Here is a 12,825-nt window from a genome sequence, read left to right as displayed (position 1 = left end):
CGGGGTGTTGTGCGGGCGGGGCAGGGGATCTCGGGGGTAGGTATGGGTCTGGTGACGGCGCGCGAGCGCAGGCGGGCACTCCTCTTCGGCAGTCTTGGCGGTGGGCTGGAGTTCTATGACTTCGTCATCTACGCCGTGTTCGCGCAGACCATAGGCCAAGTCTTCTTCCCGGCGGACGACGACCGCGTGCGGCTCCTGGCAGCCTTCGCGGTGTTCGCCGCCGGCTATCTCGTGCGGCCCATCGGCGGCCTGCTCTTTTCCCATTTCGGCGACCGTTATGGCCGCCGCCAGGCGCTGCGTGTTTCCATCGGCGGCATGGCCGCGGCGACCATTCTGATGGCCGTGCTGCCGGGCCATGCCCAGTGGGGCGTGGCGGCGGCGGTGATCTTCGTGATCCTCAGGCTCGTCCAGGGCCTCTGTCTCGGCGGCGAGATCCCCGGCGCGATGACGCTTGTGACGGAAACCATGCCCCGACGCCGCGCCTTTGCCTGCGGCACGCTGTTCCTGATGATCAATGTCGGCCTGGTGCTGGCGCAGGCGGTGCAATGGGTGATCCTTCACTCCCTGTCTCCCGACCAGGTGGTCGCCTATGGCTGGCGCCTCGGTTTCTTGGTCGGCGGGCTTGTGGCGCTGGTGGCGTTCTTCCTCAGGCGGTCACTTGCGGAAAGCCCGGCCTTCGCGGAGATGGGCGGCAAGACCCATGCGGTGCCGATCCTGGCGCTCTGCCGAAACCATCCGCGCGCGATCCTGGCCGGGTTCCTCGTCACCGCGCTGGGGGCGGCCACGGTGTCGCTGCTCTACCTCTTCATGAACAGCTACCTGACCGGCTTCCTTCACTACGGTGCATCGACCGCGGCGACGGCCGGGCTGGTGGCCATCGTCGTCTTCTCGCTGCCGATGCCGCTTGCCGGAATGGCGGCGGATCGGATCGGCCTGAAGGGGCCGGCGCTCGTCTCGGCCCTCGTTCTCGCGGCCATCGCGATCCCCGTCTATGCGTGGATCGCCTCGGGCGAGAGCCAGGTGTTGCCAGCCATGGTCGTCATCTCGCTCGTCGCCGCCGCAGCCTGGGCGGTGGGGACAGCCGTCCTCTCGGCGATCTTTCCTACCGACGTGCGCTATTCCGGCATCGCCTTCGTCTACAATCTCGGCTTCGCTGTGATCGGCGGCCTGACGCCTCTCACCGCCACCTGGCTGATCGGGACCACCGGCAGCATCATGCCGCCGGCCTGGCTGCTTGCCGGCTTCGCCTTCCTCGGGGCGGTCGGTGTCCTCTTCGCGCGGATCATCCCGGCCGAACCCCGCGGGGACTGACCGTCAAAGACTTGACAATCCGGCCCGCCATGGCTGCTTCGTCTCATAATCGGTGACGACGGGCGGCACCGCTGACGGCGGAGGGACAGGCTTGGACACGCTCTCGCGGATGGCGGCCTACGTGGCCGTGGTGGATGCCGGCGGCTTCTCCGCCGCGGCGCGGCTGGAGGGCCGCTCCAAGGCGATCCTGTCGAAATATGTGGCGGAGCTGGAGAACCGGCTGGGCGTGCTGCTTCTCAACCGCACGACCCGCAAGCTGTCGCTGACGGAGGCCGGGCAATCCTATTACAGCGAGGCGGTGGAGATCCTGCAGCGGATTTCCGATCTGGAGGCTTCGGTTCAGGACAGCCACGTGGACGTGCGCGGCGTGCTTCGGGTCGCTGGACCGCGAACGATGGGCGAGGGGCCGATCATGGCGGCCATCATGGACTTCGTCCGCCGCTCCCCGCAGGTGAGCCTCGACCTGAAGCTGGAGGACCGGTTCGTCGATCTGGTGGAGGAGGGGTTCGACGTGGCCATCCGGATCTCCGAACTCGCCGATTCCAGCCTGATCGCCAGGAAACTCGCGCCGCTGCGCATGGTCGTCGTGGCCACCCCGGAGCGGATCGCCGCCAGTGGCCGTCCTTCCCGTCCCGCCGACCTCTCCGCTGTGCCGTGCGCCATCGACACCAATGCCCGGTGGCGGGCCAACTGGGGGTTCGTCGTCGATGGCAAGCGCCAGTCCGTCCCGGTGTCCGGGCCGGTGGAAGCGAACAGCCCGCTCGCCGTGAAGATGGCCGCGCTCGAGGGGATCGGATTCGCCATGCTGCCCTACGCCGTGGCGCGCGAGGAAATCCAGGCCGGAAGGCTCGAGATGGTGCTGGAGGACTTTATCTGCGACGGCGCGGCCATCTACGCTGTCTATCCGCACCGCAGGCACCTTTCGGGCAAGGTCCGCGCCTTCGTCGATCACCTGGCGGTGTGGTTCGAGGATCCCGCCCATCGCGAGGCCGTGGGGGGCTAAACAAGCAATCGCAGGAAAAGTGCTCTTGCGGTTTTCGGTCCGCGATTGCCACTTACAAAGCCAATCGCAGGAAAAGTGGGAACCGGTTTTCCGTCCGCGCAAAGCAAAGCCAGGCGAAGTGGGCATCGGTTCGCCGTCCGGCTTTGCGACTTTAAGAATCCCCTCGCGCCGAGTTCGCTGCGCTCACCGGCTCCGGGTGGGCGGCCTGACCGGCCGGCGCGCGGTCGCGCGCTGGCGGGCGCTGTCCGGCCAAGCCCGAATTTCTCCAGACAGCGACCGCCCCAACCTCCGCTCATTCCCGCGAAGGCGGGAATCCAGGGCCGCACGCCGCAGCCTGTGCCTTTCCCCTCACGCCGACTTCGCAATCGCTCACCGGCTCCGGCTTTGTGGGAAAACCTCCTGCCGCTCAGGCCGCGCGCTTCGTCCCGGTCCGCTCCAGCCGCTCGCGGGCGATCCGGTCGGCGATCTCGCCGGTCGGTCGTTTCTCGCTGTCCGCGCGCGCGAAGAGTGACGACAGCGTCGTCCGGATCTCCATCACCTTGCTCACCACCGCCTCGTCGGTCCCGCCCGGCGTCGCCAGGGCGATGGAAATCACACCACCCGCGTTGATGGCGTAGTCGGGCGCATAGAGGATCCCGTGCTCGCTCAGGCGGCGGTCGTCCTCGTCCGTGGCCAGCTGGTTGTTGGCTGCCCCGGCAACGATGGGGGCGCCGAGTTCGGGGATGGTGCGCGCGCTCAGCCCGGCGCCGAGCGCACACGGTGCGAACACGTCGGCTTCGACCCGGTGGGCCTCGCCGGCGGCGACGACGGTGGCCCCGAACGTTGCCTGGGCCCGTTTCACCGTGTCGCGGCGGATGTCGGCCACCACGAGCTCTGCGCCATCCGCGTGGAGGCGTTCGGCCAGGTGCCAGCCGACATTGCCGAGGCCCTGGACGACCACGCGCCGCCCGGCAAGCCTGTCGGTACCGTGGCGATGGGCGAGCGCGGCCCGGATGCCCTCGAACACACCGAGCGCGGTATAGGGAGAGGGATCGCCCAGACCGGTGGCGGCGGTGCCGCGCGCATGGGCCGTTTCGCGGGCGGCGTGCTCGATGTCCTCGGTGCAGATGCCAACGTCTTCCGCCGTGATGTAGCGGCCGGAGAGCGCCTCCACGTGGCGGCCGAATGCGGCCATCAGCTCAGGTGTCTTGCGGCTGCCGGGATCGCCGATGATGACGGCCTTGCCGCCGCCGAGATCGAGGCCCGCCAGAGCGTTCTTGTAGGTCATGCCGCGCGACAGGCGCAGCGCGTCCGTGAGGGCGTCGGCGGCGGTGTCGTAGGCCCACATGCGGCAGCCGCCCAGTGCCGGTCCGAGCCGGGAATCGTGGATCGCGATGATAGCCTTCAGACCACTCGCCGCGTCGCGGCAGAACATCACCTGCTCGTGGTCGTCGAAAGCGGGATGATCGAATACGGTGCTGCCGTGCTCAACCGACATGGCGCATCTCCCAAGCGTTGCCCACATTCCCCTTGTGAGGAGATAGTTTGGTTCGATTGAATGGGATTTATTGATCAATCATCCGCGCGGACAATCTGAATGCGGATGATTGATGCGCCACAGAGGGAATACGCGGAATGAAATTCCGATCACTTTCCGGCGGCCGAACGCGGCGGCCATTCTCTCGCCACGCTGCGTGCTAACAAGCGGGGGCACGCGGCCGAGTCACGCTAGGGAAACGCGAGATGAACAGGGCGGTTGCCCTTTTCGGTGCAGGCATTGTCACGCTGTCTCTCTTTGCCGGAGAGGCGGCGGCGCATCCGCACGTCTTCGTCGAGGCCAAGAGCGAGCTGGTCTACAACGAGGCGGGTGAGCTCGCCGGCGTCCAGCATGCCTGGCGCTTCGACGGACCGTTCTCCGCGTTCGCTGTTCAGGGTCTCGACGCCAACGGTGACGGCGACCTCAGCCATGAGGAACTCGCCGAGCTGGCGCAGGTGAACGTGGAATCGCTGGACGAGTACTCCAACTTCACCTTCCTCAACCGCGACGGCGTGGACCTGCAGAATCCGTTCTCCGAGGCGCAGGACTACTGGCTCGACTATTCCGACGGGCGGTTGACCCTGTTCTTCGCCCTGCCGCTGGCCGAACCGATCGACGTCTCCGGTGTGCCGGTGACGGTCGACGTCTACGATCCGGAATATTTTGTCGCCTTCGAGATGAACCAGGACGAGCCGTTCGCCCTGCTCAACGCGCCGGCCGAGTGCGACCTCAGCGTGGAGCTTGCAGGGTCGCTCGATCCGATGACGCAGACGCAGCTTGCTGCGATCCCCAGCGACCAGCGGACGATCCCGGATGAATACCGGTCCGCGACTACCGTGCTTGCCAACACCGCGCTGGTGACCTGCCCGTGACCGCCCGGGGCAGACGTCTCGCCATCGCGCTGCTGCTGCCGGCGCTCTGTTTGGCGGTCTCGATGGTGCCGGCGCTTGCGGCCGGCGGCCCGTTCGGCGTGGGCGCTCCCGAACCGGCGGCGTCCCCCGCCGGCGGCCCGTTCGGTGCCTTCTTCGTCTGGGTCGCCGCGTGGCAGTCGAGCTTCTACCGCCTGCTCACCGACTCCATCGAAGCCATGAAGGAAAGCGGGTCGGCCCCTTGGCTGCTGATCGGCCTGTCCTTCGGTTACGGTGTCTTTCACGCCGTCGGACCGGGTCACGGCAAGGCGGTGGTTTCCTCCTACATAATGGCCAACGAAGCGACGGCGAAACGCGCGATCGCGCTTTCTTTCGCCGCCTCCGCGGTTCAGGCGACGACGGCGGTGGTTCTGGTGCTTGTCGGCGCGGTGGTGCTGAACCTGTCCAGCATCGCCCTGTCGCGCTCCGTGGAAACCATCGAGATCGGTGCCTACGCGCTGGTGACGGCGCTCGGCGCGGTGCTCACCTGGCGCAAGATCCTGCGGCCGCTTCTGCGCCGGGCAGGCGAGCGGCGCAGGGCCGGGGCTGCACCGGCATCGCTGTCGGCGGCGTCCGTTGCACATGCCGATGGTCACGCCGGACACGCCCACCATCATCACGATCACGATCACGACCATCACCAACACGGCCACCACCACCATGGCCATGGTCACGACCATCATCATCACGATGCAGCCGAAGCGGAAGCCTGCGGGTGCGGCCATGTCCATGCGCTCGACCCGGCCACGGTGGCGCAGGCGAGCAGCGTCCGGGAGATGGCGGCGGCCGTCTTCTCCATCGGCCTGCGGCCCTGTTCCGGCGCGGTGATCGTGCTCGTCTTCGCCATGGCTCAGGGCCTGCCGGCGGCGGGGATCCTGTCGGCCTATGCCATGGGGCTGGGCACGGCGATCACGGTTTCGGCGCTGGCGCTGGCGGCTGTCGGCGCGAAGGGGCTGGCTGTGCGGCTGTCGGGGCCGGACTCGCGGCTCGCCGGTCGTGTCCACGCGACCATCGAGGGAGGCGGGGCGTTGCTGGTGCTCGTCCTCGGCGCGATCCTGCTGGCGGCGGCCCTGTCCGCCTGAGCCGGCCGATCTGCGTTAACCAATCCTCTTAGGCTCGTGTTTGCCCGGCCGGGTTTTCCTGCGGCCATGAGCCCGTTCAATTTTATCGATCGCAAGACCTGGCTGAAGGCCGCGCTGGCGGTGGTGGCGATTGCGCTCGTCGCCGTCGGCTGTTCGCGCGGCCCCCAATATGGCGAAAAGCGCGCCGCCTGGCGCAACATCGCCGAGCGCAACTGCCTGCGCTCCGGCCAGGTCACGCCGAATGCCTACATCGAGACGGCCCCGAAGATCCGCGTCGGCGCCTGCGGGGCGAACAACCCGTTCAAGGTCATGGCGGCCGACGGGGGGCGCGTGGGGCTCTCGCCGCCGGCGACGCTCGCCTGTCCCGTGATCCCGGCCTTCGACCGGTGGCTTGCCGATTCCGTCCAGCCGATGGCCTACGCGCTTTTCGGTTCGCCGGTGGCGGAGGTCAACATCGCCGCATCGTACGGCTGCCGCACCCGCAACCACAAGCGCGGCGCGCCGCTCTCGGAGCACTCCTTCGCCAACGCCATCGACATTGCGTCCTTCGAGCTTGCCGACGGGCGCACGATCTCGGTCCTGGACGACTGGCACAGCGACGGATCGGACGCGATCTTCCTGCGTACGGTTCACGGCGACGCCTGCAAGGAGTTCACCACGGTGATCGGCCCGGATGGCGACCGCCACCACGCCGACCATTTCCACTTCGACCTCGCCCGCCACAACAAGGACGGCAGCTACCACCATTGTGAGTAGAGCAAAGCCAGGAAAAGTGGGTACCGGTTTTCCGTCGCGCCCCGCTCGCTCTTGCTCAGCGGATCCGGGCGGTCACGGAGGCATGCCGGGAGCCGCTGCCCCCGGCGCCGATCACGGCTCCCGCCTCAGGCGGCGACCTGCAGCAGCGGGTAATCTTCCTCGACCACGTAGGGGCCACCGCCCTGCGAGGCGCGCGAGGAGAACAGCACGAAGCGCGAGGCGATGAAGGTCGGGGCCTGGAAGTCGCCTCTGAGCGACAGCCAGTTCGCCACCTCGCGGGCCGACGTGCCCTTCACCCTGGCGATCGTGACGTGCGGGGTGAACTTCCGCCCCTCCGCCGGCAGGCCGATGCGCTGGAGCAGCCGTTCTTGCTCCGCCTGCAGATCCAGCAGCGCAGGGGATGGCTCCACCCTTGCCCAGATCGAGTGCGGCTTGCGCGATCCGAACGCGCCGAGCCCGGACAGCCGGACCGGCACCTCGGTGCGCCGGACGGTATCGAGCATCGCCGCGACTTCGTCGGCCGTGCGGTCGTCGATATCGCCAATGAAGCGGAGGGTGATGTGGAAGTTCTCGGGATCGATCCAACGCGCGGAGCGCAGACCCCCGCGCAGCATCGACAGCTGCATACGGACGTCCGGGGGGATCTCGAGCCCCGTGAACAAGCGCGGCATGGGTGAAAAACTCCCCGCTTGTGTTTGCGGCGACGACTGATTCGATGCCTTCATACAGTCTCTAGAAGCGGGCAGGGGAGCGCAACCCGCTGCGGCGCATCATCACAGTTCGATGGTCCTGGCCGGATCCGCCCGCCTGCCTCTTCGATCCTCCGAAACGCAAAAGGCGCGGCCGATGGGCCGCGCCTTGCGTTGGTGGCGATGCACCGGGCGGACCTGTCCGCCCGGCTGAGGTCCGCAGCCTAGTTCCGGTTGCCGAACAGCTGCAGCAGCATCATGAACAGGTTGATGAAGTCCAGATAGAGCCGCAGGGCGCCCATGATGGCCTTCTTGCCGGCCACCTCGCCGCTGTCGCCCGCGTAGTACATCTCCTTGATCTGCTGCGTGTCGTAGGCCGTGAGGCCGGCGAACACGAGCACACCGATCACCGAGATGGCGAACTGCAGGGCGCTGGAGGCGATGAACAGGTTCACCAGCGACGCGATGATGATGCCGATCAGGCCCATGAACAGGAAGGAGCCCCAGCCGGAGAGGTCCTTCTTGGTCGTGTAGCCGTACAGGCTCAGCGCGCCGAACGAGGCGGCGGTGATGAAGAACACCCGCGCGATCGAGGCCCCGGTGAAGACCAGGAAGATCGACGACAGCGACAGGCCCATCAGCGCTGCGAACACCCAGAAGGCGGTCTGCGCGCTGGCGGTGCTCATCTTATGCACGCGGAAGCTCAGGAAGAACACCATGCCGAGCGGTGCGAGCATGACCAGCCACTTCAGCGGCGAGGCATAGAGCGCCAGGCCGAGGCTCGTCAGGTACATGTTCTGGCCGATCTGGGCGACCTGTCCGCCGGCCATCTGGGCGGCGGCGCTCGGGTCGCCGGTCACGGCGAAATAGGCGGTGCCAAGGGCCACGAGGCCAGTGACCACGAGGCCTACAGCCATCAGGTTGTACACCTTCAGCATGTAGGACCGCAGGCCCTGGTCGATGACGCCGGCCTCGGCGCGGCCGGCAGCGTAGCCCTGGGCCCGCGCGTAAGAATTCCGGTCGAAGGTCGACATCCAGTTTCCTCTCTACGTCGTCCACACGGGAAGGCGGCGATCGGTCATCGGTCGCTCTCCCCCACGTCGGGAAATATGGTTGTCCCCGTCGGCCGCGACAAGCGGGAAAACGTAGCATTGTCGTGAAAACGGGGCCGCGCGGGCCCCGTTTCCAAGTCGGATCGTGTGAATGCGGCCGATCAGGCGGCGCGGGCGAGGTTGCGCAGCACGAAGTGCAGGATGCCGCCATTCTCGAAGTAGTCCATCTCGTCGGCCGTATCGATGCGGCAGAGAAGCGGCACCTCGAGGGTCTCGCCGTTGGCGCGGGTGATCTTCGCCGTCAGCACGGCGCGCGGCTTGATGCCGCCGGCCAGCCCGGCGATCGTCACCGTCTCGTCGCCGGTCAGGCCGAGGCTCTTCCAGCTGTCGCCTTCGTTGTTGAAGACCAGCGGCAGCACACCCATGCCCACCAGGTTGGAGCGGTGGATGCGCTCGAAGGATTCGGCGATCACGGCGCGAACGCCGAGCAGCCGGGTGCCCTTCGCGGCCCAGTCGCGCGAAGAGCCGGTGCCGTATTCCTTGCCGGCCAGAACCACCAGCGGCACGCCCTCGTCGCGGTAGCGCATGGCCGCGTCGTAGATGTCGAGCTGGTCGCCGGAGGGATGGTGGATGGTCACGCCGCCTTCGACGCCCGGCACCATCTGGTTCTTGATGCGGATGTTGGCGAAGGTGCCGCGCATCATGACTTCGTGGTTGCCGCGGCGCGAGCCGTAGGAGTTGAAGTCGATCGTTTCGACGCCGTGCCCGGAGAGGTAGCGGCCCGCCGGCGAATCCTTCTTGATCGAGCCGGCCGGGGAGATGTGGTCCGTCGTGATGGAATCACCGAAGAGACCCAGCACCCGGGCGTTCTCGATGTCCTTCACCTTGTCCGGCGTCATCGACATGCCCTCGAAGTAGGGCGGGTTCTGCACGTAGGTGGAGTTGGTGTCCCAGCCGTAGGTGAGCGAACCGCCCTCCACGTTGATCGACTGCCAGTGCTCGTCGCCCTTGAAGACGTCGCCGTAGCGGTTCTCGAACATCTCCTCGTTGATGTCGTCGCGGACGATCTGGGCAACCTCCTTGGAGGACGGCCAGATGTCCTTCAGGTAGACGTCGTTGCCGTCCTTGTCGGTGCCGATGGCGTCCTTGGTCAGGTCGACGAACAGCGAGCCGGCAATGGCGTAGGCGACCACCAGCGGCGGCGAGGCGAGGTAGTTCGCCCGCACGTCGGGGTTCACGCGGCCTTCGAAGTTGCGGTTGCCGGAGAGCACCGAGCACGCGACGAGATCGCCGTCGGCAACCGCCTTGGAGACCTCTTCCGGCAGCGGGCCGGAGTTGCCGATGCAGGTGGTGCAGCCGTAGCCGACCAGGTTGAAGCCGAGCTTGTCGAGATCGTCCTGCAGGTCGGCCTTGGCCAGGTAGTCGGTGACGATCTTGGAGCCCGGGGCCAGCGAGGTCTTCACCCACGGCTTCACGGTGAGGCCCTTGGCCACCGCGTTGCGGGCGACGAGGCCGGCGGCAACCATCACGCTCGGGTTCGAGGTGTTGGTGCACGAGGTGATCGCGGCGATCACCACGTCGCCATGGCCGAGGTCGTGGTCACGGCCGGGAACCGGAACGCGCTTGCCGATCTCGTCGGCCTTGTTCCACTCGCTGCCCATCGCGCCCTCGAAGGCGGACTTGGCGGTGTCGAGGGTGACGCGGTCCTGCGGGCGCTTCGGGCCGGCGATGGACGGCACCACGTCGCCGAGGTCCAGCGCCAGCGTGTCGGTGAAAACCGGGTCCGGCGTCTCGTCGGTGCGGAACATGCCCTGCGCCTTGCAGTAGGCTTCCACCAGCTCGACACGGCCGGGATCGCGGCCGGTGGAGCGCAGGTAGTTCAGCGCCTCGTCGTCGACCGGGAAAAAGCCGCAGGTCGCGCCATATTCCGGCGCCATGTTGGCGATTGTGGCGCGGTCTTCCAGGCTCATGGACGACAGGCCCGGGCCGAAGAACTCCACGAACTTGCCCACCACGCCCTTCTTGCGCAGCATCTGGGTGACGGTCAGCACGAGGTCGGTGGCGGTGACGCCCTCGTTCAGCGTGCCGGTCAGCTTGAAGCCGATCACCTCGGGGATGAGCATGGAGATCGGCTGGCCGAGCATGGCCGCCTCGGCCTCGATGCCGCCGACGCCCCAGCCGAGAACGGCGAGGCCGTTGATCATGGTGGTGTGGGAATCGGTGCCGACCAGCGAGTCGGGATAGGCGATCTCCTCGTCACCGTCCTTGCGCGACCAAACGGTCTGGCCAAGATATTCCAGGTTCACCTGGTGGCAGATGCCGGTTCCGGGGGGCACCACGCGGAAATTGTCGAAGCCGCCCTGGCCCCACTTCAGGAACTCGTAGCGCTCGTTGTTGCGCTCGTACTCGCGCTCCACGTTGGTCTCGAAGGCCATCGCGTTGCCGAAGGCGTCGACCATCACGGAGTGGTCGATGACGAGATCGACCGGCACCAGCGGGTTGATCTTCTTCGGGTCGGTGCCGAGGTCCTTCGCCGCGTCGCGCATGGCGGCGAGGTCCACCACGGCCGGCACGCCGGTGAAGTCCTGCATCAGAACGCGGGTCGGGCGGAAGGCGATCTCGCGGTCGGAGCGCTTGTTCTTCAGCCACTCCGGCATCGCCTTGATGTCGTCGGCGCTGACGCTGCGGCCGTCCTCGTAGCGCAGCAGGTTCTCCAGCAGAACCTTCAGCGAGAAGGGCAGCTTCTCGATGTCCGCCAGTCCGGCCTTCGCTGCGTCCGGCAGGCTGTAATAGACGTAGCTGCGGTTGCCGACCTGCAGGTCCTTGCGGGATTTGAAGCTGTCGAGAGAGGAAGCGGTCACGGGACTTACCTTCGGTTTGCGGGCGTTCGGCCGGGGGCGCGTCGCATGACATGCGCCGCCGTCGCGGACAGGGAATCGCGCCGTCGGACGCGGAGCCCGGGGAGGCGATCAAAAGGCGCACTCGGGTCGGCTGAGCCGCCGGAAAAACCGGGCGCCGACCTCCAGTTGCCTGCCCTATACCCAATTTCGTAGACCGATTCCAGCCAAGCAAGCGTTGCGGCCGGGACCGAGACGGGGGCATTGTCCGTTCGCGATGGCCCAAGACCCACATCAGCCGCGGATATCCGACATTTCCCCGCCCCCGCCTTTCCCTCCGATCGAGCGCCTGGAGATCCGCGATCTCGCCGTCGACCGTGGCGGACGCCGGGTTCTCGACGGCGTGTCCGGCGCCGTCGCAGCCGGGCACGGACTCGCCGTCACCGGTCCCAACGGCACCGGCAAGTCGACGCTGCTCCGGGTACTGGCCGGGCTGTTGCGCCCGGTGGAAGGGAAGGTCGACCTGATCGGAGCCGATCCGGAGCGACCGGCAAACGCCAACGTCCACTATGTCGGCCACCTCGATGCGGTGAAGACCCAGGAGACGGTGGGCGCCAACATGGCGTTCTGGGCGCGCTGGCTCGGCGGCGATGCCGACCCGGAAATTCTGGAGGAAGCGCTGAGCGCCTTCGAACTCGATCACCTGTTCGACCTGCCGGCGGCCTATCTGTCGGCCGGTCAGCGCCGGCGCCTGTCGCTGTCGCGGCTGCTGGCCGCGCCGCGCGCGGTCTGGCTGCTCGACGAGCCCACCGTCGCGCTCGACGTCCGCTCCGAGACGCGCCTCGCCGCCGTCATGGATCGTCATCTCGATGCGGGCGGCATCGTCGTGGCGGCCACCCACAGCCCGATTGCCGTGGACCGGCTCGGTGCGTTTCCCATCGCAGCGCCGGCCTGATGAGCGCGCTCGCAGCTCTCTTTGCCCGCGACGTGAGGCTGTCGGTCAAGGCCGGCGGCGGCGCCCCCATGGGCGTCCTGTTCTTCCTGGTCGTGGTCACCCTGATGCCCTTCTCCATCGGGCCGGATCTGCCGCTGCTCGCTCGCATCGGACCGGCGGTGCTCTGGGTGGGGGCGTTGCTCGCAACGCTCCTCGGCCTCGACCGGATGTTCCAGATCGACCAGGAGGACGGCACCCTGGACATCCTTCTCACCGGCGGCCAGCCGCTGGAACTGGTGGTCCTGGTCAAAGCCGCGGCCCATTGGGTCGGAACCAGCCTGCCGCTGGTGATCGCCGCCCCGTTCATGGGCCTGCTGGTCAACCTGGATGCCGCCGGCATCGGTGCGGTCACGCTGACGCTGCTGGCTGGAACCCCGGCGCTGACGCTGATCGGCACCATCGGCGCCGCGCTGACGGTGTCGCTGCGCCGGGGCGGCGTCCTGATTGCCATCCTGGTGCTGCCGCTCACGGTGCCGACGCTGGTCTTCGGGGTGGGCGCCGTGCTCGGTGCCACCACCGATCCCGCACCGTTCCTCTCGCCGTTCCTGGTCCTGTGCGCGTTGACGCTGGTCGCCGGCGTCATCGGCCCCATCGCCGCGGCGGCCGCGCTGCGCCAGTCGGAGGGGTAGGGGTGCCTGTCGCGGGGATGTGACGCCGGGTCCGCTTGCGCAAACCGG

At 67.6% G+C, this 12,825-nt stretch carries 11 protein-coding genes; 7 read left to right on the top strand and 4 right to left on the bottom strand.

Annotation, left to right across the window (positions count from 1 at the left end; all coding sequences use genetic code 11):
* The first annotated feature begins 42 nt into the window (after nt 1-42).
* Both C507_RS0106145 and C507_RS0106140 read left to right on the top strand, forming a co-directional pair.
* Nucleotides 43-1,311, top strand: a complete 1,269-nt coding sequence (locus tag C507_RS0106145; RefSeq protein ID WP_018698792.1) for an MFS transporter — start codon at nt 43-45, stop codon at nt 1,309-1,311.
* Between the two features lie 91 nt (nt 1,312-1,402).
* Nucleotides 1,403-2,314: a LysR family transcriptional regulator gene (locus C507_RS0106140; RefSeq protein WP_018698791.1), complete on the top strand. Its 912-nt coding sequence runs from the start codon at nt 1,403-1,405 to the stop codon at nt 2,312-2,314.
* Nucleotides 2,315-2,720: 406 nt separating this feature from the next.
* On the opposite strand, the gene C507_RS0106135 is transcribed toward C507_RS0106140, so the two are convergent.
* Entirely contained in the window at nt 2,721-3,791 is a 1,071-nt protein-coding gene (locus C507_RS0106135) for a Glu/Leu/Phe/Val family dehydrogenase (protein WP_018698790.1), read from the bottom strand.
* Between the two features lie 245 nt (nt 3,792-4,036).
* Between C507_RS0106135 and C507_RS20525 the strand changes: the two genes are divergently transcribed.
* From C507_RS20525 to C507_RS0106120, 3 genes are all read left to right on the top strand, one after another.
* Nucleotides 4,037-4,702: a DUF1007 family protein gene (locus C507_RS20525; protein WP_018698789.1), complete on the top strand. Its 666-nt coding sequence runs from the start codon at nt 4,037-4,039 to the stop codon at nt 4,700-4,702.
* The gene (locus C507_RS0106125; protein ID WP_018698788.1) at nt 4,699-5,820 is read left to right on the top strand and encodes a nickel/cobalt transporter; all 1,122 of its coding nucleotides are present in this window, start codon (nt 4,699-4,701) and stop codon (nt 5,818-5,820) included. The genes C507_RS20525 and C507_RS0106125 overlap by 4 nt, the downstream gene beginning before the upstream one ends.
* Nucleotides 5,821-5,886: 66 nt before the next feature.
* Nucleotides 5,887-6,576, top strand: coding sequence for an extensin-like domain-containing protein (locus C507_RS0106120; protein WP_156829175.1), 690 nt, complete (start codon nt 5,887-5,889; stop codon nt 6,574-6,576).
* A 125-nt stretch (nt 6,577-6,701) separates the two neighbouring features.
* Here the strand turns inward: C507_RS0106120 and thpR are convergent, their stop codons facing one another.
* The 3 genes from thpR to acnA all read right to left on the bottom strand — a co-directional run bounded on the left by thpR (nt 6,702) and on the right by acnA (nt 11,178).
* Nucleotides 6,702-7,247, bottom strand: a complete 546-nt coding sequence (thpR, locus tag C507_RS0106115; protein ID WP_018698786.1) for an RNA 2',3'-cyclic phosphodiesterase — start codon at nt 7,245-7,247, stop codon at nt 6,702-6,704.
* Nucleotides 7,248-7,489: 242 nt separating this feature from the next.
* The gene (locus tag C507_RS0106110; protein WP_018698785.1) at nt 7,490-8,299 is read right to left on the bottom strand and encodes a Bax inhibitor-1/YccA family protein; all 810 of its coding nucleotides are present in this window, start codon (nt 8,297-8,299) and stop codon (nt 7,490-7,492) included.
* A 179-nt stretch (nt 8,300-8,478) separates the two neighbouring features.
* Nucleotides 8,479-11,178 carry an aconitate hydratase AcnA gene (gene acnA, locus C507_RS0106105; protein ID WP_018698784.1) on the bottom strand — a complete coding sequence of 900 codons (2,700 nt, stop codon included), beginning with the start codon at nt 11,176-11,178 and terminating at the stop codon, nt 8,479-8,481.
* A gap of 253 nt (nt 11,179-11,431) precedes the next feature.
* Here acnA and ccmA point away from each other — a divergent pair, with 253 nt between their 5' ends.
* Both ccmA and ccmB read left to right on the top strand, forming a co-directional pair.
* Nucleotides 11,432-12,109, top strand: a complete 678-nt coding sequence (gene ccmA / locus C507_RS0106100) for a heme ABC exporter ATP-binding protein CcmA (protein WP_018698783.1) — start codon at nt 11,432-11,434, stop codon at nt 12,107-12,109.
* Complete coding sequence (gene ccmB, locus C507_RS0106095; RefSeq protein ID WP_018698782.1) at nt 12,109-12,777, top strand: heme exporter protein CcmB; 669 nt, start codon at nt 12,109-12,111, stop codon at nt 12,775-12,777. The genes ccmA and ccmB overlap by 1 nt, the downstream gene beginning before the upstream one ends.
* Nucleotides 12,778-12,825 lie beyond the last annotated feature (48 nt).

Source organism: Amorphus coralli DSM 19760 (assembly GCF_000374525.1).
Taxonomy (GTDB): Bacteria; Pseudomonadota; Alphaproteobacteria; order Rhizobiales; family Amorphaceae; genus Amorphus; species Amorphus coralli.
Note: the sequence above shows the minus strand (reverse complement) of the source record. Positions and strands in the feature narration are given on the sequence as shown.